This window comes from Domibacillus indicus (assembly GCF_023715895.1).
In the GTDB taxonomy this organism is placed as follows: Bacteria; Bacillota; Bacilli; order Bacillales; family Domibacillaceae; genus Domibacillus; species Domibacillus indicus_A.
This window is the reverse complement of sequence record NZ_JAMBOO010000001.1, coordinates 556054-578930: the sequence shown is the minus strand read 5'-3', so window position 1 is coordinate 578930 and position 22877 is coordinate 556054. Positions and strand designations below refer to the sequence as shown.

23 protein-coding genes are annotated in these 22877 nt (G+C 45.8%); 22 read left to right on the top strand and 1 reads right to left on the bottom strand.

Annotation, left to right across the window (positions count from 1 at the left end; genetic code table 11):
- The first annotated feature begins 37 nt into the window (after positions 1–37).
- The 17 genes from M3221_RS03020 (at position 38) to M3221_RS02940 (ending at position 18281) form a co-directional block, all read left to right on the top strand.
- Positions 38–1510, top strand: coding sequence for a spore germination protein (locus M3221_RS03020; RefSeq protein ID WP_251270052.1), 1473 nt, complete (start codon positions 38–40; stop codon positions 1508–1510).
- Positions 1495–2595, top strand: coding sequence for a GerAB/ArcD/ProY family transporter (locus M3221_RS03015; RefSeq protein WP_251270051.1), 1101 nt, complete (start codon positions 1495–1497; stop codon positions 2593–2595). Before M3221_RS03020 ends, M3221_RS03015 begins: the two co-directional genes overlap by 16 nt.
- Positions 2592–3716, top strand: coding sequence for a Ger(x)C family spore germination protein (locus M3221_RS03010; RefSeq protein WP_251270050.1), 1125 nt, complete (start codon positions 2592–2594; stop codon positions 3714–3716). Before M3221_RS03015 ends, M3221_RS03010 begins: the two co-directional genes overlap by 4 nt.
- 212 nt (positions 3717–3928) lie before the next feature.
- Positions 3929–4615 carry a cell division ATP-binding protein FtsE gene (ftsE, locus tag M3221_RS03005; protein WP_251270049.1) on the top strand — a complete coding sequence of 229 codons (687 nt, stop codon included), beginning with the start codon at positions 3929–3931 and terminating at the stop codon, positions 4613–4615.
- Positions 4605–5489 (top strand): permease-like cell division protein FtsX, encoded by an 885-nt coding sequence (gene ftsX, locus M3221_RS03000; RefSeq protein ID WP_251270048.1) that lies wholly within the window; start codon positions 4605–4607, stop codon positions 5487–5489. Before ftsE ends, ftsX begins: the two co-directional genes overlap by 11 nt.
- A gap of 33 nt (positions 5490–5522) precedes the next feature.
- Complete coding sequence (locus M3221_RS02995) at positions 5523–6887, top strand: murein hydrolase activator EnvC family protein (protein ID WP_251270047.1); 1365 nt, start codon at positions 5523–5525, stop codon at positions 6885–6887.
- Between the two features lie 133 nt (positions 6888–7020).
- Complete coding sequence (locus tag M3221_RS02990) at positions 7021–7128, top strand: YjcZ family sporulation protein (protein WP_242231870.1); 108 nt, start codon at positions 7021–7023, stop codon at positions 7126–7128.
- A gap of 127 nt (positions 7129–7255) precedes the next feature.
- Positions 7256–7795, top strand: a complete 540-nt coding sequence (locus tag M3221_RS02985; RefSeq protein ID WP_251270046.1) for a redoxin domain-containing protein — start codon at positions 7256–7258, stop codon at positions 7793–7795.
- 75 nt (positions 7796–7870) lie between these two features.
- Positions 7871–9001: a trans-sulfuration enzyme family protein gene (locus M3221_RS02980; RefSeq protein ID WP_251270045.1), complete on the top strand. Its 1131-nt coding sequence runs from the start codon at positions 7871–7873 to the stop codon at positions 8999–9001.
- Between the two features lie 94 nt (positions 9002–9095).
- Positions 9096–10289 (top strand): PDZ domain-containing protein, encoded by a 1194-nt coding sequence (locus M3221_RS02975; RefSeq protein WP_251270044.1) that lies wholly within the window; start codon positions 9096–9098, stop codon positions 10287–10289.
- Between the two features lie 135 nt (positions 10290–10424).
- A complete protein-coding gene (yhfH, locus tag M3221_RS02970; protein ID WP_242231866.1) occupies positions 10425–10553 on the top strand; it encodes a protein YhfH in 129 nt (42 codons plus the stop codon).
- A gap of 157 nt (positions 10554–10710) precedes the next feature.
- The gene (locus M3221_RS02965; protein ID WP_251270043.1) at positions 10711–11346 is read left to right on the top strand and encodes a YfbR-like 5'-deoxynucleotidase; all 636 of its coding nucleotides are present in this window, start codon (positions 10711–10713) and stop codon (positions 11344–11346) included.
- Positions 11347–11412: 66 nt separating this feature from the next.
- The gene (locus tag M3221_RS02960) at positions 11413–11649 is read left to right on the top strand and encodes a CsbA family protein (RefSeq protein WP_251270042.1); all 237 of its coding nucleotides are present in this window, start codon (positions 11413–11415) and stop codon (positions 11647–11649) included.
- Positions 11650–11797: 148 nt separating this feature from the next.
- Entirely contained in the window at positions 11798–13774 is a 1977-nt protein-coding gene (gene uvrB, locus M3221_RS02955) for an excinuclease ABC subunit UvrB (RefSeq protein ID WP_251270041.1), read from the top strand.
- A gap of 10 nt (positions 13775–13784) precedes the next feature.
- The gene (uvrA, locus tag M3221_RS02950) at positions 13785–16637 is read left to right on the top strand and encodes an excinuclease ABC subunit UvrA (protein WP_251270040.1); all 2853 of its coding nucleotides are present in this window, start codon (positions 13785–13787) and stop codon (positions 16635–16637) included.
- A gap of 65 nt (positions 16638–16702) precedes the next feature.
- Positions 16703–17905 carry a DUF4097 family beta strand repeat-containing protein gene (locus M3221_RS02945; protein WP_251270039.1) on the top strand — a complete coding sequence of 401 codons (1203 nt, stop codon included), beginning with the start codon at positions 16703–16705 and terminating at the stop codon, positions 17903–17905.
- Between the two features lie 28 nt (positions 17906–17933).
- Positions 17934–18281: a phage holin family protein gene (locus M3221_RS02940; protein WP_251270038.1), complete on the top strand. Its 348-nt coding sequence runs from the start codon at positions 17934–17936 to the stop codon at positions 18279–18281.
- Between the two features lie 36 nt (positions 18282–18317).
- Here the strand turns inward: M3221_RS02940 and M3221_RS02935 are convergent, their stop codons facing one another.
- Positions 18318–18848 (bottom strand): N-acetylmuramoyl-L-alanine amidase, encoded by a 531-nt coding sequence (locus M3221_RS02935; RefSeq protein WP_251270037.1) that lies wholly within the window; start codon positions 18846–18848, stop codon positions 18318–18320.
- Between the two features lie 123 nt (positions 18849–18971).
- On the opposite strand from M3221_RS02935, the gene hprK reads away from it, so the two are divergent.
- Genes hprK through M3221_RS02910 form a run of 5 tightly spaced genes read left to right on the top strand, consistent with a single transcriptional unit; the run spans position 18972 to position 22834 of the window.
- Positions 18972–19910 (top strand): HPr(Ser) kinase/phosphatase, encoded by a 939-nt coding sequence (hprK, locus tag M3221_RS02930; RefSeq protein WP_251270036.1) that lies wholly within the window; start codon positions 18972–18974, stop codon positions 19908–19910.
- A gap of 14 nt (positions 19911–19924) precedes the next feature.
- Positions 19925–20752, top strand: a complete 828-nt coding sequence (gene lgt, locus M3221_RS02925; protein WP_285878712.1) for a prolipoprotein diacylglyceryl transferase — start codon at positions 19925–19927, stop codon at positions 20750–20752.
- Complete coding sequence (locus tag M3221_RS02920; protein WP_396120233.1) at positions 20749–21690, top strand: nucleoside recognition domain-containing protein; 942 nt, start codon at positions 20749–20751, stop codon at positions 21688–21690. Before lgt ends, M3221_RS02920 begins: the two co-directional genes overlap by 4 nt.
- On the top strand, positions 21687–22343 hold the full coding sequence (ppaX, locus tag M3221_RS02915; protein ID WP_251270035.1) for a pyrophosphatase PpaX: 657 nt from the start codon (positions 21687–21689) through the stop codon (positions 22341–22343). The genes M3221_RS02920 and ppaX overlap by 4 nt, the downstream gene beginning before the upstream one ends.
- The gene (locus M3221_RS02910; protein WP_251270034.1) at positions 22340–22834 is read left to right on the top strand and encodes an acyltransferase; all 495 of its coding nucleotides are present in this window, start codon (positions 22340–22342) and stop codon (positions 22832–22834) included. Before ppaX ends, M3221_RS02910 begins: the two co-directional genes overlap by 4 nt.
- The last annotated feature ends 43 nt before the right edge of the window (positions 22835–22877 follow it).

Genomic DNA, 22877 nt, shown 5'->3' with positions numbered 1-22877 from the left:
TTTTGCCTCATCCTACTGAAAAAAGGGGCGTGGCATTATGCCATTTTGGCGGCAGGATAAAGGCGGTGTATTTAAGAAATCAGCATCCGAAAATGCGGCTGCGATCACAGCACTGACTGAATCAAGTGATATAAAACAAAGGACATTTTCTTACGGTAAAGTACAGGGAATCCTTTTATATATGGAAACAATGGTCGAAGCGGTCAAAGTTGAAAATCATGTCCTTCAGCCGTTAAAAGAAAATGGTTCAAAAAAGCCAGAAGCGGCCTTAACGGTGATCGAGTATGAAGAAGCGGCAGATCATAATGATGCATTAAAAGGGTTATTAAGAGGGAAGACCCTGCTGTTTATAGAAGGTAATCCAGCCTGTCTGCTTTGCAGAACAGAAAGAGATGCAGGGCGCGCCATTGAGGAGCCAATGAATGAAAAAGTGGTACGCGGTCCTCATGACGGCTTTGTTGAAGACATTTCAGTTAATATTTTCTTGGTCCGCAAACGGATTGAAAGTAAAGGGCTGGTGGTTGAATATCTGGAAAAAGGCAACAGAGCCACTCATTTACTGGCGATTATGTATGAGAAAGACATTGCCAATCCAGAACTTGTCCAGAGAATGAAGAAAAGGCTGGAAGCCATTGATGCAGAGCTCATTTACAGTGCTGGACAAATCGAAGAATTGATTGAAGATTCCACGCTGTCTCCTTTCCCGCAGCTGCTGAATACGGAAAGGCCGGACCGGGTCGCGGGCAATTTGCTGGAAGGCCGTATTGCCGTTTTCATAAACGGCGGTCCAACCTGCTTGATTGGGCCCGTTTCCTTTTTTTCTTTTTACCAGTCTCCGGATGATTATACGTCACGGACGCTTGCCGGGTCTTTTTATCGGATGATCCGCTTGTTTTCCTTTTTCTTTGCCATTCTTCTGCCAGCTTTTTATATTTCAGTTGTCAGCTTTCACTCAGAGATTGTGCCGAGGGATTTAATTTTACAGTTAAAGGGCTCTGTGGAGCAAGTTCCATATCCGGCTTTGATGGAAGCCCTGTTTATGGAGCTGACGATTGAACTGATCCGGGAAGCAGGGATCCGGCTGCCGACGCCGATTGGACAGACAATCGGGATTGTCGGCGGTCTTGTCATCGGGGATGCGGTTGTAAGTGCAGGGCTTGTCTCAAACTTCACCATTATCGTCGTTGCCTTGACCGCCATTTCTTCTTATGTGGTTCCTTCAATCGAAATGAACACAGCCATTCGCCTTCTTCGATTTCCTTTTATGGTGTCGGCATCCCTGTTTGGATTCTTCGGTATTGTGTTTGCGCTTATGATCCTCTTAATTCATTTGTGCAAGATGACCTCTCTCGGTATGCCGTATTTTTCACCGCTTGCGCCACTTCGAGTAAAGGATTTAAAGGATGTTTTTATAAGGAAAACGTGGTGGAAAGTAACGAAGCGGCCATATGACAGCAAACCGCAGACGCTGAAAAGACAGAAAAAAGGAAGACAGTGGGTGGAAAAGTGAAAAGAGAAGCAAGTATTTCGGGTTGGCAGCTCTTTTTTTTCCTGCTGCAAACTCAGGTCGGGGTAGGAATCTTAACCCTTCCATACGAAGTGCACCAAGTTGCCGGAAGAGATGGGTGGCTGTCCGTTTTACTGGCTGGTTTTTTCATACAAATAGGTATCTTTGTTATATGGCTATTGGCTTGTCGTTTTCCCGAAAAGACATTGGCTGATTTTTTACCGCTCCTTGTTGGACGCGTTTTAAGTATCATTATTATAGCCTTTTATACACTCTTTTTTTTCGTAGTTGCTAGCCAGGTTTTAGCGATTTTTCTTTCTATTACAGCAGACTGGGCATTTCCACGTACACCGTCTGTTGTTTTTGCAGTCATTATTACGGCTCTTACCATTTATTTGATTCAGGAAGATGTGCGCGTCATCGCGCGGTTTTACGTATTGATGTCCTTTTTGCTTCTCGGTGTGCTCCTGGTCTTTCTTTTAATGTGGAATTACTTAAACGTGTACTATTTGCTTCCGATCGGTTCTTCGGGTTTCAAAGCTATTTTATCAGGTTCCCAAAAAGCTCTTTTTGCGTTGAACGGTATCGAAATTCTGCTCTGGCTTTTTCCGTTTACACAGGCGGAAAACAAAAAAAAATGGATGGCTGCAGCAGGAGCGAGCTTGGTTGTTACGATCATTTATACATTGCTGGCGCTTTGCGCATTTGCTTATTTCAGCATCGTTAAGTTAACACATGTACCAGAGCCGGTTCTTTATATGATTAAATCGATTGAACTCGGCATTGTAGAACGGCTCGATCTTATCTTTCTTTCTCTTTGGGCTGTGTTTTCGATTACTTCTTTTATGAGCTACTTGTATATAGCAGCAATGGGTGCCGCCAAAGTGGTGAATGCAAAGCACCATAAAAAGCCTGTTTACGTTTTAGGCGTATTAATCGTACCGCTGGCTATTTATACGAGTAATGCGGAGACCATTAAAATTCTCGGCAGAATCACTGGAACAGCCGCTATTGCTTTTCTATTTGTTATTCCGTTGTTTTTACTCCTTGTGGCCATTATCAGAAGAAAACGGGAGGTTACAGGATGAGAAATTGGTGGGCTATCATTCCTCTTTCTCTGCTTTTAGCAGGCTGCTGGGACCAAAAGTCAGTTAAAGATCTGAATTTAATATTTGGCGTAGGCATCGACAGGGAAGAAGAAAACAATCTGACGCTGACGGTCGAAATTCCCCAGGAACATCAAGGAACCACCAGTGGAGGGGGCGGAACCGAAGGGCCGACCCAGCAGGCTGCGCAAAGCTTAGTCATGTCAGAAAAAGGGCAGACAATTCGGGACGTGGCGTACAAGATGGACCGCCGTATCGATGGCGCATTAGATATTTCAAAATTGAGTGTAATGATAATTGGGAAAGAAAGCGCACAGCACGATTTATACGCTCTGCTGGATGCCTATTTTCGGAACCCCATTAGTCCGCTTAATGCCAAGCTTGTAGTCGTAGACGGGCGGGCCGATGAATTTTTTCAGCATGATTTTAAAGGCCAGACCCTTTACAGTGATTATTTCTTTAAGATAATTGAAACGGCTGAACAAGAGTCGGCTATTCCTGTTACGAATATGCAGCTGGCCTGCAACCTTCTTTTAGATGAGGGAAGCGACGCTTTAATTCCTCTTATCTCTTATAATGAGGAGCAGAGGGCAGCAGAAATAAACGGAAGCGCTCTATTTAACGGGCGTTCGATGAGCGGAGAGCTGACAGCGAAAGAAACCTCATCGTTTTTAATCATGGTAAATCAAACACAAAAGGAGCTGCCGCTTACATTCCGCATAGAAGGAGGAGAAGATATCTCAATCACGCTTATAGATTCCAAAGCAAAGCTGAAAGTGAATGTGCCGAAAAACGGAAATCCGACGGCAACCGTTTCTGTAGATATGGAGGTGCAGGTAATCGAGTATCCTCCGGATCACTTGGAAAAAGAAAAGGTAATAAAAAGCTTAGATCAGCAGCTGACAGAAGAAGCGCAAAAACTGCTTCAGCAAACAGTCCAAAAAATGCAGGAGGCCAATTCGGATGCATTAGGCATTGGACGAAGAATCATTGCTAAAGATCCAGACGCCTTTAAAAAGCTCGACTGGGGAGAAGTATATCCCGATATGGATATAAAAGTGGAGACAAAAGTAAAAATTGAAAGAACTGGGGCCATCTTTTAATACAAACAATTCCATCCAGTTATCTTCCAAATACCAAAAGCGCTTATTCAATAAGCGCTTTTTTTGCTGTGTTTTTGTCGAAAAATGTTACAAAAGGAAATGAATCTGTAACATATTCTTTTCATTGTGACAAAACAAACAGTGCTATAATGTTTTGTGGACAGGCGGAGCGGGTATAAAAACCGCCCGAATTAACGAAACCAGGTGATGAAATGATTGACATGAAAGGCGTGACGAAAAAATACCCAAATGGGGTCACAGCGCTGTCAAGCGTTGACGTCACAATTAAGCAAGGCGAATTTGTTTACATCGTCGGTCCGAGCGGTGCCGGAAAATCGACGTTTATTAAATTAATCTATCGTGAAGAAAAGCCGACCGGCGGAACCGTAACGGTCGGCGGGATGAACACCGCAACCCTAAGAAGGCGGTCGGTGCCTGCGCTGCGCCGCAAAGTCGGCGTTGTCTTTCAGGATTTTAAACTTTTGCCGCTTCTCACGGTATACGAAAATGTGGCATTTGCACTTGAAGTGATTGAAGAAGAGCCGGCTGTCATCCGGAAGAGAGTCATGGAAGTGCTCGATTTAGTCGGACTGAAGCATAAAGCGCGCATGCTGCCGACCGAATTGTCCGGCGGGGAACAGCAGCGGGTGGCCATTGCCCGTTCGATCGTCAACAACCCGAAGGTGGTCATCGCGGATGAGCCAACCGGGAACCTTGACCCGGACACATCATGGGACATTATGCGCCTTTTTGGTAGAATTAACGAGCGCGGCACGACAATCGTGATGGCAACGCATAATAAAGATATCGTCAATACGCTTCGGCGCCGGGTTATTGCGATTGAAAACGGACGGATTGTCCGTGATGAACAGCGGGGTGATTACGGTTATGAAGCCTAGAACCTTGCGCCGCCATTTCAGGGAAAGCTTTAAAAACCTCCGGCGGAACGGCTGGATGACGTTTGCCGCTGTTTCAGCGGTCACAGTGACGCTTTTGTTAACCGGCATTTTTCTGGTGATTATGCTGAATTTAAACAAAGCGGGAACGGATGTTGAAAATGATGTGGAAGTTCGTGTTCATATAAAGCTTGATACGACAAAAGCTGAAAAAGAGCAATTAAAGAAACAGATTAGCAGTCTGCCAGAAGTTGAAAGTATTGCGTATTCGTCCAAGGAGCAGGAACTGCAAAACTTGATTAAAGATATGGGCAATGATTATGCGCTCTTTGAACAAAGCAATCCGCTGTATGACGTCTATATTGTAAAAACAGCGCGTCCACAGGATACACCGGACGTGGCACGAAAAATTGAGCAATTTGCCCAAACAGAAAAAGCGGTATATGGAGAAGAAGAAGTGAAAAACTTGTTCAGCTTTATGAAAACAGCGCGCAATGTCGGTGCTGTCCTCGTAGCAGGCCTTCTGTTTACTGCGATGTTTTTAATCTCCAATACAATTAAAATCACTATTTTTGCCCGTCGAAAAGAAATTGAGATTATGAAGCTTGTTGGAGCGACAAACTGGTTTATCCGCTGGCCGTTTCTGTTAGAAGGACTGTGGATCGGACTGCTTGGCTCCATTCTTCCGATCGCAGCGATTGCAGTTGGATACTATTATGTGGAGCAGGCCCTTTCTGCGAAACTTGCAGCGCAGCTGGTAGATTTTATCGACTATCTTCCACTCGTTTTACCGGTTACAGCACTCATGCTGGTGATGGCTGTGTTTATCGGAATATGGGGCAGCTTCCTTTCCGTCAGACGGTTTTTGAAAATATAAAACAAGTATACAGGGATGAGAGGGGTCAATTCGTTGAAAAGAAAATCGTACGTGGCGCTTGCGGTGGCAGCGTCCATTGGATTCAGTTTTACGGGAGACGCTTCAGCAGAAAGCTTATCTGATTTGCAAAAGCGCCAGCAGCAAATTCAGTCACAAAAATCCGGTCTTGAACAAAATATCAATAAAAAAGAGGAAGCTATTTCTAATCTTCAGCAGCAGCAGGACAGTGTAAACGCGGAAATCCGTAAGCTGGATGGGGCGATTACAGATTCCGAGTCAAAGATCCGGACAAAAGAGCAGGAAATTGCCGATACAAAAGCAGAAATTGAACGCTTGAGAGCGGAAATCGAAGAGTTAAAGATTCGCATCGCTGAGCGTACAAAAGTATTAGAAGACCGTGCCCGCTCGATTCAGCAAAGCGGCGGATCGGCCAGCTACATAGAAGTACTGCTTGGAGCAGAAAGCTTCAGTGATTTTGTCAGCCGTGCAACAGCCGTTACGGCGCTTGTAAATGCAGATAAAGAGATTTTGCAGGAGCAGGAACGGGACAAAAAACAGCTTGAAGCCAATGAACAAAAAGTAAAAGAAGAGCTTGCAAGCTTGGAAAACATGCTGGCAGACTTGCAAACAATGAAAGCCAAGCTGGAAAAACAGCGTGCAGCGAAAAATGAAGTGATGAAAGGCCTTGTTGCAGATGAGCATGAAGCGCATGAGCAAAAGCTCAGCCTTGAAGAGGAACAAAGCCTGCTAAGCGCGCAGGAAGCTTCGATTCAAGCAGCCATCAAAGCAGAACAAGCCCGTATTGCTGAGCAGAAACGTTTAGCAGAAGAAGCGGCGAAAAAGAAAGCGGAGCAGGAAGCCGCTGCCGCAGCGGCAGCAAAAGCAGCTGCTTCAAAAGCCGCCGCTGCCTCTTCATCAGCACCGGCTGCTCAAGAACAGCAATCGGCTCCAGCAGCAGAGCCAAAGCAGGAGGCTCGTTCAACAGCCACTCCGGCTGATACAGGCGGCATGTTTATGCGCCCGGCCGAGGGAACCTTTACGTCAGGGTTTGGCCTGCGTTCACTTGGCGATCATAAAGGCATAGATATTGCGAACAGCGAAAGTGTGCCGATCGTAGCCGCTGCAGATGGTGTAGTGAGCCGTTCTTATTATTCAGATTCATATGGAAATGCGATTTTTATCTCGCACTCTATCAATGGACAAGTTTATACAACCGTTTATGCGCATTTGTCTGAGCGTGTTGTACAAGGCGGCAGCGTATCCAAAGGCCAGGTGATTGGCTACATGGGTAACACAGGCCGTTCTTACGGACAGCATCTTCATTTCGAAATTCATAAAGGCCCTTGGACATTAGGCAAAGAAAACGCTGTTGACCCAGCTCAATATATTGATCTGTAAGAAAAAGTGCTTGTCTTCCCTGCCCGAAAGCAGGGAGGGACGAGCACTTTTTTCTTTATCTAGGCGGCTTGCCCTTCCGGCTTCTTCCTTTGTGCATACGCTGTAAGTGTAACGGACAGGGAGGTGGAGAAACATGGGCGAATACAAAGAAAACGGGTACGGCAGCGGATTCGCGCTTGTAGTCGTATTGTTTATTCTACTTATCATCGTGGGCGCAGCATATGTTGGCTGGGGATTTTAATGTAAGAAAGCCGCTTTATGGCGGCTTTTTTTTGTTTTTCTACTGTTTGCAGATAAGTGGAGGAAAGCGGTCATATGATATGATGGAAGGAGTGAGGAATGATCATAACCTGCTGGAGGAGACGCATATGCGCAAGAAATGGCTAGGCATCGCACTGCTGATTCTTTTAATAGGACTGGCCGGCTTTCAGTTGTATGAAGATCGTAAAGACGTAACGGATATCGGCGAAAAAGGGATGGCCGTGACAAACGACAAAAACGGTATTGCGATCGGAGAGAAAGCACCAGATTTCCATTTGGAAACAATAGATGGGAAAAAAGTGAAGCTGTCGGATTACAAAGGGAAGAAAGTGTTTATAAATTTCTGGGCAACATGGTGCCCGCCGTGCAAAGACGAAATGCCTCACATGCAGGCCTTTTACGAGGAAAAGCCGGACAATGTTGAGATACTGGCGGTTAATATAGAAGAAAGTTCGTCTAAAGCGAGGGAATTTGCCCATCAATACGATATCACGTTTCCTGTGCTGCTCGATGAAAGCGGTGCAGTGACAGAGGAGTATGATGTGTATACAATCCCTACTACATACGTGCTTGATGAAGAAGGCACGGTATCTCAAAAAATCGTTGGTCCGATGGACGAACCGATGATGAAAGAGCTAATCCACTAATCCGCTCATGTTAGGGCGGATTGTTTTTGTGCAATTTTCGGAATATAATGGACAGATGAAAAGGAGTGGACAACAATGGATTCTTTTAACACAAAAGCGTTACATGGCGAAAAGCTGCCAAAAAATATTCAAAGCAAAGTGACACCGATTTACCAGACATCTGTGTTTGCATTCAACAGCTTGGAAGAAATGGAAGGCTATTATAATGGGGAATCCCCTTATCTGTATACACGTGTCGGCAATCCCAATGCAGATGAGCTGGCTAATATTACAGCACGTCTTGAAGGAGCACCAGAGGGAGTAGCAGCGTCATCCGGCCTTGGTGCGATTACAGCTGCAGTTCTGGCTGTAGCCAAAAGCGGCGATCACATTGTAGCCGCGCAGGATGTATACGGCGGCACGTTTTATGCGATGAAAGAAGAGCTGTCGCGTATGGGCATTGGAACTTCGTTTGTAGATTTTGAAGACTTGTCAGCTGTAGAAGCGGCCATCCGCCCGGAAACGGTTATGCTGTATACAGAATCAATTACAAACCCGTTTTTGCGTGTTGAGAATATAGCAGAAGTATCGGCTCTTGCCAAGAAAAAAGAACTTGTTTTAATGGTAGATAATACGTTTGCCACTCCGTTTTTAATTAAGCCTTACGAGTTAGGTGCAGATCTCGTTGTTCACTCAGCGACGAAATATATCGGCGGACACAGTGACGTGTCAGCAGGTGTTGTAGTTGGAAAGAAAGAATACATACAAGCAGCGAGAAGCCGTGTTGTGAACATTGGCATGAACTTAAGCCCGTTTGAATCATGGCTCGCATGCCGAGGAGCCAAAACGCTTGGCCTGCGGATGGAGCGCCAGGCTGCCAATGCAGAGAAAGTGGCAGACTGGCTCCGTACTCATGCAAAAATAGAAAAAGTTTTTTATCCAAAAGGCGTATCTGAGCGGGGGAATGGAGCGATCGTTACGATTGACCTGGCGAAAGATACAGACGAATTTGCTTTCTTCCGCTCACTTGGCTGGATCGGGATTGTTCCGTCGCTTGCCGGTGTAGAAACGTCCGTTTCATGGCCGTTTGGCACTTCCCACCGTTCACTTAATGCAGAAGAAAAAGCAGCCGTCGGTGTTTCTGAGAAAACCGTTCGTATTTCAATTGGTATTGAAGAAGCAGAAGACATTATCGGTCAGTTTGAAAAGGCGCTCAGCGAAGCTTGATGAAAAAGCGCCATAAGTCTGTTAACGATTGCAGAAGCTTTCTGATACAATAATAGAGAGAAAGACTTTTGTGCAACGCTCTGGAGGGACTTTTATGGCTTTGGACTGGCTCATGCAGCTCATTACGGCTGCAGGAAGATTATTGCTTCACCCTGTCTTTTATTTTTCATTTGTTCTGGCTTTTGTAGTCGGCATGTTTCGTGTCACGCGTGAACGCAAGGACTTCGGCACACGCGTATATGATATATATCAAGAAATCCGGTTTATTTTGCCATCAAGCCTGGCAGTAGGTCTCGTGCTGTCTATTATTTCTCTTGGTCTTGGCCTGGCTTTACCGGCTGACCTGCTCAGCTTTATGGCAGCGCTGTTTATTATCTTCAGTATTGGCGGCTTTTTTCTGCTGTCGCCTGCCTGGACCTTAACAGCCGCTTATGCTGTATTTATTCTGGCCGATTACGCGGGATATTCATTTATTTCCTATGAACCTTTGAAAATGGAAAGCATTTTATCTATTCTAGCCCTTATCACGGCACTTCTGGTAATAGCCGAAGGGGTGCTTATTCATAAGCGCGGTTATCAGGGAACGTCGCCGCGCCTGGAGATGAGTAAGCGCGGACAAAAAACGGCGGTTCATTTGGCGCGGCGCCTTTGGCTTGTTCCAGTATTTCTCCCGGTTCCAGGAGCCCGCCCGCTTGAATCATTTGCGGATTGGTGGCCGGTGATCCCGATTGGCGCCGGGCATTACTACCTGATCTTATTTCCGTTTCTAGTCGGCTTTTCAATGACTGTGCGCAGTACACTTCCGGCGCTGGCCGTACAGGCGACGGGTAAAAGTGTTATTTGGGCCGGTGCTCTGGCATTGCTTATTGCGGCAGGTTCTTATTGGGTATGGCAGCTGTCGGCGGCCGCTGTTTTATTCGCAGCTATTGCGCGCATAGCAATTACCCGCCGGCATTTCAGCTATGAAAAGCATCGTCCATACTTTTTTACAACCCAGCCGAAAGGAATCATGGTGGTGGGCGTTCTCCCGGGAGCACCTGCTCGAAAGATGGGGCTGATGATTGGTGAAATTATCACAAAAGTAAACGGGATACCGGTAGGGACAGAACCAGAATTTTATAAAGCGCTGCAGAAAAATGCTGCTTATTGCAAGCTTGAAGTGATTGGCACAAACGGGCAGGTTCGATTTACGCAAGGCTCTATTTATGAAAATGAACACCATGAGCTTGGCCTGCTATTTGCGCCCGAAGAAAAAGAATATCTGGATGACTCTGTGTTTTCTGATTAAACGCCCTTTTCGAAGGGCGTTTTTTTATCGCAAAAAACGAATTTATTATATAACACATGTTGGCTTATTATATCTGTTATAATACAATAAACGTACAGCAACACATCAACCAAAAATCAAAAGGGGGACATGAACATGATGCCGTTAGAATTTTACCGTAATATCCCGGGGAAAGAGTGCTGCCAGTGCGGGGCACAGATAACAGAGCAGCATGAGTCGTACCATACGGAATGTGAACGCTGTTTAAGTAAAGTAGAAGAGTAATTTTTTCGGAGAATGTAATCGGATTCAATACAAAAATCCACCTGTTGTTCCATAACAGAGTGGATTTTTCTTTTTTTTCTGTTTATTTGCCGTTACAATAGTCATCATACCTTACAGAAAATGAACAGGTTTCTTCATTAGAAAAGGAGTGGATGTCATGGGGGTACATACATACTTTAAAACACTGTCAGATCTTGAGCATTTATACCGCCTGCCGGGGAAGTTTAAATTTCAAACCCATAATGTGGCGGCTCATTCATTCAAGGTCACAAAAATCGCTCAATTTTTAGGCACAGTCGAGGAAATGAAAGGCGCAACAGTGGACTGGCGGTCTTTATATGAAAAAGCACTCAACCATGATTATGCGGAGTTGTTTACCGGAGATATTAAAACACCGGTAAAGTATGCGACAACAGAATTAAAAGAGCTGTTTTCGCAGGTAGAAGAAAAAATGGCACGCCGCTTTATTGAAGCGGAATTTCCGCCGGAGTTCCACGAAGCCTATTTTAGGCGTTTAAAAGAAGGGAAAGACGGCACGCTTGAAGGACGCATTTTGTCAGTAGCCGATAAAGTGGATTTGCTGTATGAAGCGTATGGAGAAATTTTAAAACGAAATCCAGACCCGCTTTTCTTTGAAATTTACGAAGAAGCGCTCAACACGATTTTAAAATTTCAAGATCTTCGTTGTGTGCAGTATTTTATCGACCACATTATGCCGGATATGCTGGCTGAGAAATTTATGCCGCACAGTGAGCTTCGGGATTTAACAGAGCGCATTATTAACCGGTCATAATAAAATCCAATCTTTCCGAAAAAAGAAAAATCCAGTATGATAAAAGAAAAAACTTAGGAGGGCATGATGGTGGATAAGCTGATTCTGGCTATGTTTATGCCGGCTTTGCTTGTTTTACTGTTTTCACGTGTAACATACAACCAGTTTCTTGGCGTTATTTTGACAGTCGCACTGATTGCCGCATCTGCCTATAAAGGATATACCCATACGTGGGAATTGATCGTAATGGACGCTTTTTCTATTACAGCCGGCCTTTGGCTGTCCAACCGAATGATGAAACGGCTGAAGGTAAAGCTGAATTGACACCGAAGTGGATTCGGTGTTTTTTTATCGCCGCAAAAACACGCATTCCGAACAGGTGTGTGCTTTTTGTTGGCTTTTTTTGTTTCGATCATGATAAAATGGGAAGTATAAAAGAAAGAAGAACGGATATAGACAGGGGGACAATGCGTTGGCGCATGAATTTAACTTAGTTTCTAAATATAAACCGGAGGGCGACCAGCCGGCAGCCATTGCAGAACTTGTCGAAGGCATTCGCAGCGGCAAAAAACATCAAACGCTGCTTGGCGCGACAGGTACAGGGAAAACCTTTACCGTCTCAAATGTGATTCAGGAAGTGAAAAAGCCCACGCTTGTCATCGCCCATAACAAAACGCTTGCTGGCCAGCTTTACAGTGAGTTTAAAGAATTTTTCCCAAATAACGCAGTGGAATACTTCGTCAGTTACTACGATTATTATCAGCCGGAGGCGTACGTCCCGCAAACGGATACATTTATTGAAAAAGATGCCAGTATTAACGATGAAATTGATAAGCTGCGCCACTCGGCAACGTCTTCTCTATTCGAACGCGATGATGTCATTATTATCGCGTCGGTGTCGTGCATTTATGGCCTCGGTTCACCGGAAGAATATAAAGAAATGGTGATCTCGCTCCGCACAGGCATGGAGGTGCCGCGAAATGATTTGCTTCGGCGCCTTGTTGACATTCAATATGAACGAAATGACATTGATTTTAAGCGCGGAACGTTCCGAGTTCGTGGAGATGTAGTAGAAATTTTCCCGGCTTCAAGAGACGAGCGGTGTATTCGTGTTGAGTTTTTTGGAGATGAAATTGACCGCATTCGCGAAGTGGATGCTTTGACCGGAGAAATTATGGGTGACCGCGAGCATGCCGCTATTTTCCCGGCCAGCCACTTCGTTACGCGGGAAGAAAAAATGAACATTGCCATCGGCAACATTGAGCAGGAGCTGGAAGAGCGCCTGGCAGAGCTTCGGGCAGAGGAAAAGCTTTTAGAAGCGCAGCGTTTAGAACAGCGGACCCGCTATGATCTGGAAATGATGCGCGAAATGGGTTTTTGCTCAGGAATTGAAAACTATTCGCGCCATTTAACACTTCGTCCGCCGGGTTCAACTCCTTATACATTATTGGATTATTTTCCAGATGACTTTTTAATGGTCATTGATGAGTCCCATGTTACGCTGCCGCAGGTGCGCGGCATGTACAATGGCGACCAGGCGCGCAAGCAGGTGCTTGTTGACCATGGGTTCCGCCTTCCATCCGCGAAGGATAACCGGCCTCTTACTTTTTCGGAATTTGAAGAGCACATTAACCAGATTGTGTACGTATCGGCAACACCAGGCCCATATGAGCTTGAGCAAACGCCAGAAATGACACAGCAGATTATTCGCCCGACTGGCCTGCTTGACCCAACCATTGACGTTCGGCCGATCGAAGGGCAGATTGACGATCTGCTTGGCGAAATCAATGAACGGATCGAAAAAGACGAGCGCGTACTGATCACAACATTAACAAAGAAAATGTCGGAAGACTTAACGGATTACTTGAAAGAAATCGGCATTAAAGTGCAGTATTTGCATTCGGAAATTAAAACACTTGAGCGAATTGAAATTATCCGCGATTTGCGCCTCGGCAAGTATGATGTTCTCGTCGGAATCAACTTGCTCCGGGAAGGACTCGATATCCCGGAAGTATCGCTAGTGGCTATTCTCGATGCAGATAAAGAAGGGTTCCTTCGCTCCGAACGGTCGCTTATTCAAACCATTGGCCGGGCTGCACGTAATGCCGAAGGAAAAGTCATTATGTATGCTGATAAAATGACAGATTCCATGACAAAAGCGATCGAAGAAACAAAACGCCGCCGTGAAATTCAAGAAGCGTACAATGAGAAGCACGGCATTACGCCAATGACCATTCAAAAAGATATCCGCGATGTGATACGTGCCACACAAGCAGCGGAGGAAACCGAAACATACGCTTCAAAGAATACCGGCCGAAAAATTTCAAAGCAGGAAAGACAAAAACTTATTGCGAGCTTAGAGGCGGAAATGAAAGAAGCAGCAAAAGCACTCGATTTCGAGCGTGCTGCCGAGCTTCGTGACGCATTGTTTGAATTAAAATCAGAATAGAGGTGCCCTCATGGCCATTGATCATATATCTGTAAAAGGGGCACGTGCCCATAATCTAAAAAATATTGATATAACCATTCCACGTGACCAGCTGGTCGTATTAACCGGCTTGTCCGGATCAGGAAAATCATCGCTTGCCTTTGATACCATTTATGCGGAAGGACAGCGGCGTTATGTAGAATCGCTGTCTGCCTACGCCCGCCAGTTTTTAGGGCAGATGGATAAACCGGATGTCGACTCTATCGAGGGACTATCACCGGCGATTTCCATCGATCAGAAAACAACGAGCCGCAATCCGCGTTCGACCGTAGGAACCGTAACAGAAATTTATGATTACCTGCGTCTTTTATATGCACGGGTTGGGCGGCCTATCTGTCCGATCCACGATATTGAAATTACTTCCCAGACGATCGGCCAGATGGTCGACCGGGTCATGGAGCTTGAGGAGCGAACTAAAATTCAAGTGCTCGCCCCGGTTGTCTCCGGCCGTAAAGGCACGCATGCGAAAGTGTTTGAAGATATAAAACGACAAGGATATGTCCGTGTGCGTGTAAACGGAGACATGCATGATTTAGAAGAAGAGATTGAACTGGAAAAAAACAAAAAGCATTCGATTGAGGTTATTATTGACCGGATCGTCGTAAAAGAAGGTGTAGAAGCGCGTCTGGCAGATTCGATAGAAACGGCTCTTCGCCTTGGTGAAGGAAATGTCATTGTCGATGTGATCGGTGAAGAAGAAATGCTGTTTAGTGAGCACCATGCCTGCCCGCATTGCGGGTTTTCGGTTGGGGAACTGGAACCGCGCATGTTTTCATTTAACAGCCCATTCGGCGCCTGCCCATCCTGTGACGGTCTTGGCATGAAGAAAAAAGCAGATGCAGATTTAGTGGTTCCTGATAAAGACCTGACTTTAAACGAGAATGCGATTGCTCCATGGGAACCGATCAGCTCTCAATATTATCCGCAGCTTTTAAAAGCGGTTTGTACGCATTATAAGATTGATATGGATACAGCGTGGAAAGACCTTCCGGAAGAGCATAAGGATAAACTTTTGAATGGTTCTGGAAAGGACCGCATCCGTTTTCGGTATGAAAATGACTTCGGGCAAATCCGGGACAATCATATCGTGTTTGAAGGTGTAATCAGCAATGTAGAGCGCCGCTATAAAGAAACAAGCTCGGATTATATCCGGGAACAAATGGAAAAGTATATGGGTGAATCGAAGTGCCCGACTTGTAAAGGGCAGCGGCTGAAAAAAGAAAGCCTGGCCGTTAAAATTAACGACTTAACCATTTCTGATACGACCGCTTTTTCCATTCAGGAAGCAGCTGACTTTTTCAGAGATATTGAGCTGACTGAAAAGGAAATGCAAATCGCCCGCCTTGTACTGCGGGAAATTTGCGAGCGACTTGGATTTTTAATTGATGTCGGACTTGATTACTTAACATTAAGCCGTGCAGCCGGCACGCTTTCCGGTGGAGAAGCGCAGCGCATCCGGCTCGCCACGCAAATTGGCTCACGCCTGACCGGTGTACTGTACATTTTAGACGAACCTTCTATCGGTCTTCATCAGCGTGATAATGACCGCTTGATTCGCACCATGCAGAATATGCGTGATATTGGCAACACCCTTATTGTCGTTGAGCATGATGAAGACACCATGATTGCAGCCGACTATTTGATCGATATCGGTCCGGGCGCAGGTGTTCACGGCGGTTCGGTTATTGCAGCGGGCACACCGGAAGAAGTAATGAAAAATGAAAAATCACTCACCGGCCAGTATTTGTCGGGCGACAAATACATTCCTCTTCCGGAGGAGCGGCGTAAGCCGGATGGCCGCTGGGTTGAAGTCATTGGCGCGAAAGAAAACAATTTAAAAAATGTAAAAGCGAAATTCCCGCTCGGCGTATTTACAGCTGTAACAGGTGTATCAGGTTCAGGAAAAAGTACGCTCATTAACGAGATCCTTTATAAAGCACTGGCACAAAAGCTGAACCGGGCAAAAGCGCGTCCAGGCGCCCACAAAGAAGTGAAAGGAATTGATCAGCTCGATAAAGTCATTGATATTGACCAGTCGCCGATCGGCCGCACGCCGCGCTCCAACCCGGCCACTTATACGGGTGTTTTTGATGACATTCGGGATGTGTTCGCGCAGACAAACGAAGCGAAGGTACGCGGGTACAAAAAAGGCCGTTTCAGCTTTAACGTAAAAGGCGGCCGCTGTGAAGCGTGCCGGGGAGACGGCATCATTAAAATTGAAATGCATTTTCTGCCGGACGTATACGTACCGTGTGAAGTATGTCATGGCAAACGGTATAACCGGGAAACGCTTGAAGTAAAATACAAAGGCCAAAGCATCTCAGATGTGCTTGAAATGACCGTTGAAGATGCGCTTGAGTTCTTTGAAAACATTCCGAAAATCAGCCGGAAGCTTCAAACCATTGCAGATGTCGGTCTCGGTTATATTACGCTTGGACAGCCGGCCACTACCTTATCCGGCGGGGAAGCGCAGCGTGTTAAATTGGCATCCGAGCTGCACCGCCGCTCGACCGGCCGCTCGTTTTATATTTTGGATGAGCCGACCACCGGTCTGCATACCGATGATATTGCCCGGCTTCTTCAAGTGCTGCAGCGCCTCGTTGATAATGGTGATACGGTGCTGGTCATTGAGCACAACCTTGATGTGATTAAGGCGGCCGATTATCTTGTTGACCTTGGCCCTGAAGGAGGCGATAAAGGCGGAACGATCGTAGCATCCGGCACGCCTGAAGACATCGCTGCGACGAAAGAATCACATACAGGTTACTATTTGAAGAAAATTTTAGAACGTGATCGTGAGCGTATGGCTGTCAAAGCAGAATAAAATGAAACCTTTTGATGGAGCGTTCGTATACACGAATAGAAACGAAAAACGGGAGGTTTACATTGATGAGCGAAGAAAAACTGCGCATATTAAAAATGGTTGAATCCGGAGTGATTTCAGCGGATGAAGCAGTCAAATTGATTGAAGCCTTAGAGAAGGGCAGTGCCATCTCAAGCGAGAAAGAAACGCGTTCTTCTGCAGCAAAAGAGGAAGAGAGCTCGAAAGGCTTCAACCTGGGCGGCCTTTTTGAAGAACTGGAGAAGTTCGGTCAAAAAATGGCCGGCCAGCGCCCGACAACCGAAACCGTTACTCAGTCAAAAGACAAGTTATTCGAGTTTATGCAGTCAGCTGTTAAACGATTAAAAGATGTAGAAATGCCTTTTGTCGGAAAAGGAACTGAATTTACACATGTTTTTCATGAGCAAAATGTAATGCCGCGCCGTTTAAAGCTTGAGACAGCGAACGGATCTGTTACAGTCCGTCCATGGGATGGCGACGGTGTAAAAGCGGAATGCCATGTGAAAGTGTTTGGTGTTTCTACAGAAGAAGAAGCAAAACAGTCCTTTTTGAAAAACAGCATTTTTTATGCCCGCGAAGATAAACTGTCTCTTTCAGTCGGCTTAAAGCTGATGAAAACAGATATTACGCTTTTTATTCCTTCAAAGGAACTGGATGATGTGTCGGTAAAACTATTTAACGGTGCATTTGATATGAGGGATGTGGAAGCAGAGAAGCTTGAGGTCCGTTCCGGAAATGGGAAAATAGAATTGAAAAACAGCCATATTGCGGTGATCGAAGCAGAAACAGGAAACGGTCCGATCCGCCTGATTGACTGTGAAGGGGAACGGGCAGAGCTTAATACGTTTAACGGTGCGATTCATATGGTCGGAACCTATCGGTTTGCCGATTTGCAGACGTTTAATGGCAACCTGCTATACGATGCGAAAAGAGATCAGGCTGAGGCGGTCCGCGCTGAATCCATGACTGGAAATATTGAACTCTATGTACCACAGGATCTTGCTGTAAAAGGAGAGATTCGCACAACCGCAGGCCGGCTGACGCTGCCGGAAACTGGAATGGGCCATGTTTCAGAAAAAGATGAGCGCATCCAAAAATCATTGAAGTTTGAAAGTGACAACGTGATGGGTGACCGTCAGCTCATGATTGATGCGGAAACGAAAACAGGCTCGATTACACTGCGGATGTCTTCATTGCGCCAGACACCGCCGCCAGGCTCGGACGAGGATTCGTTTGGAGATGGCATTTAATTACTAAAGAAGCAAGGGAGTTTTCAGAATGGGCTGGATAGCAGGCGTGCTTATTAATGCCATTTTGTTTGTTGCATTGGCAGGCTATTTTCCAGGGCTGCATGTGGATAGTTTCCTCTATGCAGTTATTGCCAGCCTGGTATTATCCGTTTTAAATCTTATTGTCCGGCCAGTGCTTGTGATCTTAACACTGCCGATCACGATGATTTCACTTGGGTTGTTTTTATTTGTCATTAACGCTATTACGCTTCTGATGACAGACAGCATTATGGGCTACGCATTTGAAATTGAAAGTTTCGGGCTCGCGCTTGTGATCGCCATCATTATGGCTTTGGTCAATATGATTTTGCAATCGACCATTTTAAGAAGAAAATAAAAAAAGCAGGAAGCGATGGCTTCCTGCTTTTTTTGGCTACATACAGGTCAGCCGAATCGCTGACGCAATCGCTCTTGCGCACGTTTTTCGGTAATCCGTCCTTTGCAGCAGGACCGCTTCCGTTTTATGGGTCATAAATCCGGCTTCAATTAAAATAGCGGGCATTATGGTTTTTCGCAGTACATAAAAATCAGCCGTCTTTACTCCGCGGTCACGCCGCCCTGTTGCCAAAACAAGCTCCCGCTGTACGGCTTGTGCTATAGCCATGGACTGGGGCGGCCGGGACGTATAAACGTAGGTTTCAATGCCATTTGGTTCTGTCCAGCCCGTGCCAAAAGCGTTTGCGTGAATCGATACGTATAAATCAGCACCAGCCTGGTTTGCCCGCTGCACCCGTTCTCTGAGGGAAAGATCGATCTGATCATCATGAACCAACAACGTGTCCGCTGGCAGCTCATCACGGAGAAACAAGGCGGTTGCCCTATTAAACTCGAATTCTTTCATTCCGTCAGGTGACCGTTTGCCTCGGGTTGTCGGGCCATGCCCTGCATCAATGGCGATTTTCACATGAATCACTCCTTTCGTTCTTTATGTACAGGAGAACATGGAAAATCGATACCGAAACGTCTGTTTTAATCAGAAACATGGTACAATGAAGGCAATTCGTTTTGGTGAAGAGGAGGGAATACGATGCCAAAAGTGCGTGCAGTTGATCTTTTGGAGAAATTCGATTTAGAGCTTGTTAGTGGTGAAGAAGGACTTCATCGCCCTATTAAATTAAGTGACTTATCACGTCCGGGTCTTGAGATAGCAGGATTTTTTGATTATTATCCGGCAGAACGTGTACAGCTGATCGGTATGACCGAGCTGTCTTTTTTTCAGCGGCTTAACCCTGAAGAAAAAAAAGACCGGATGGATAAGCTGTGTGACTATGAAACACCTGCTATTATCGTTTCGCGCAATTTAAGTGTACCCGTTGAACTCATTGAAGCATCAGAGGCTTATTCAGTGCCGGTTATGCGTTCGAAAATGACCACGACTAAATTTGCAAGCCAGCTGACTAATTACCTGGAATCTATGCTTGCACCAACAACAGCTATTCATGGCGTTCTTGTTGATATTTATGGGATCGGTGTATTGATTACCGGACAAAGCGGCGTCGGGAAAAGTGAGACAGCGCTTGAGCTTGTAAAGCGCGGCCATCGACTTGTGGCAGATGACTGTGTAGAGATCCGTCAGGAAGACATCGGGCGTCTGGTGGGTAATTCACCAGAATTGATTGAGCATTTGCTGGAAATTCGCGGGCTGGGCATTATTAACGTCATGACACTTTTCGGGGCAGGAGCCGTTCGTTCACATAAAATTATTACATTGAACGTAAACCTTGAGCTATGGGACCCGGACAAACAATATGATCGTCTTGGCATTGAAGAAGATAAACTTCCTATTTTGGATTCGGAGATTACAAAGATTACCCTGCCGGTCCGCCCTGGACGAAACCTGGCTGTTATCATTGAAGTGGCAGCCATGAACTTCCGCTTAAAACGGATGGGTGTGAACGCAGCCCAGGAATTCACAGATAAACTGGCCGGTGCCATTAATGATGCTGGAATCGATAGTAAGCAGTAAGGAGTGAAAACATTTTGGAGTATCCGTTAAATCCAATTGCCTTGGAACTGGGCAATTTTCAAGTACACTGGTATGGCATTATTATCGGAATCGGTATCGCCCTCGGTTTTTATTTAGCTTCAAAAGAAGCAAACAGACTTGGCCTGCCCGAGGATACGTTTTCTGATTTGCTGATTTGGGCCATTCCAATCGCGCTTATTTCAGCACGCGCTTACTATGTTCTGTTTGAATGGTCTTACTATTCACAGCATCCCGAAGCCATTATTCAAATTTGGAACGGCGGTATCGCCATTCACGGGGCGTTGATTGGATCGGTTATTACCGCGATTGTATTTACAAGAAAGCGCCGTCTTTCTTTTTGGAAACTGGCGGATATTGCGGCGCCTTCTATTATTTTGGGGCAGGCAATCGGCCGCTGGGGAAACTTTATGAACCAGGAAGCACACGGCGGAGAAGTCACACGCTCATTTTTAGAGAATCTTCATTTGCCAGAATTTATTATCAATCAGATGTATATTGACGGTGCTTATTACCATCCTACCTTCTTATACGAATCCGTTTGGAATATCCTCGGATTTGTGCTTTTGCTTGTCTTGCGCAGAGTAAACCCGAAACGCGGCGAGCTGTTCCTATCTTATGTAATTTGGTATTCGGTCGGCCGCTTCTTTATTGAAGGAATGCGTACAGACAGTTTAATGCTGCCAGGTGATTTTTTACGGATTGCCCAAGTGCTGTCCTTGTCCTTGATCGTGATCGCAGCGGCTCTTCTTGTGTATCGCCGCGTAAGATATACGCTGCCGCGTTATGCAGATCAAACGAATGAAGGGAAGATGGCATCGTGAGACAAACAGTTGTCAAAGGGCTGCAGACAGGCTGTATGACAACGTGGAAGCTGGGAAAAGTGATTTTTCCGATTACGCTCGTTGTCACCATTTTGCAATTTACGCCTGTGCTGCCATGGATCATCCATTTAATCAGCCCTCTGATGGGGATTTTTGGTTTATCTGGAGATGCAGCGATTCCACTTGTGATTGGGAATGCGCTCAATTTGTATGCGGGGATCGGGGCGATTTTATCGCTGGAATTGACTGTGAAAGAAGTGTTTATTCTTGCGATGATGCTGTCGTTCTCCCATAATTTATTTATCGAATCGACCGTTGCTGTTAAAGTTGGTGTGAAAATGTGGATCATCCTAGCGGTCCGTATCGGGCTTGCGATAACAGCCGGTATCGTCATCAACCTCGTCTGGCAGGGCGGCGGAGAGATTGCTCAATACGGCATGGTTCCTGAGTCGGCTGTTCAGCCGGACACATGGGGAGCTATTGTGCTGCTGGGCCTGCAAAAAGCCGTTTTTGGCGTTTTGCAGCTAGCTGCGATTGTCATTCCGCTTATGATTATCATTCAAATTGCCAAAGATTTAAAATGGCTTGATGCATTTTCTAAAGCTGTCGCTCCTGTCACACGGTTTCTTGGCATGCGGGAAAACACATCAATGACGCTGGCATCCGGCCTGCTTATCGGTCTGGCAATGGGGTCAGCAGTCATGATACAGGCGGTCGAAGAAGATGGGGTCAGTAAGCGCGATGTAACGCTGGCTTTTATTTTTCTCGTCGCCTGCCACGCGGTGATTGAAGATACACTTATATTTATTCCACTCGGTATTCCAGTTTGGCCGCTTTTCCTTATTCGTGTAACCACAGCTGTTGTGTTAACGATTGCTGTCGCACGTCTTTGGAAGCAGCCGGGACGGGCAACAAGAAAGGAAGCTGTTCATATATGAAAAATATTACAACACTGCTGTTTGATTTAGATGGAACGTTAATCAATACAAATGAACTGATTGTGCAATCATTTCTTCATACGTTAAATCATTATTTTCCAAACCAATACAAGCGCGAAGATGTATACCCGTTCATGGGGCCGCCGCTTATTGATACGTTCGAAGCGCTGGATAAGGAACGGACGATGGAAATGGTTGCTCATTACCGCGCATTTAACCACGAAAAACATGATGCACTTGTAACAGAATTTGAAGGTGTGTACGAAACCATCCGCACATTGCATGAAAACGGGTATAAAATGGCGATTGTTTCAACGAAGATTCACGAAACGGTCCTTAAAGGCTTGAAGCTGACAAAGCTTGATCCGTTTTTCGATGTAGTCATCGGGCTTGATGATGTTGAACATGCGAAGCCGCATCCAGAGCCTGTCCAAAAAGCATTGGCTGCTCTTGGTTCGAAGCCGGAGGAAGCCATTATGGTCGGCGATAACTATCACGATATTGAAGGCGGGAGGAACGCGGGCGTTCAAACGGCAGGTGTAGCCTGGTCACTGAAAGGGCGCGATTTTCTTAATACGTATGACCCGGATTACATGCTAGAATCGATGGCAGATTTGCTTGATATTCTGCAGGTCGGAGCCAGCCAGAAATGAGACGGACGAAACGGTACACGTTAAAAGGCGGTGCAAACCCGCTTTTTCACATTTATCAAACCGTTTCGTTCTGGAAAACATTCAAAAACACAGCCGTTATTGAAATAAGCCGTTTTGTTCCGTTCGTTCGCGTGAAAAATGCACTGTACCGGCGTCTGCTCGGTATGAAAATTGGGGCAGGAACCGCTTTTGCTTATAAGGTGGTACCGGATATTATGTTTCCGGAACAGATTACGGTAGGACGTAACACAATTATCGGCTATAACACCACCATTTTGGCACATGAATATTTAACCGATGAATATCGTATTGGTCCCGTTGTGATCGGTGATAACGTCATGATTGGAGCCAACTGCACCATTTTGCCCGGTATTGAAATTGGTAATGGTGCAATTGTGTCCGCCATGACACTGGTGAATAAGGATGTACCGCCGGGCGCATTCGCCGGCGGGAACCCAATGATTATTAAACCTGCTTCAGCAAAGGGCTGAAGCAGGTTTTTTATTATGAATGCAAAAAAAGTATTGCGCTGTC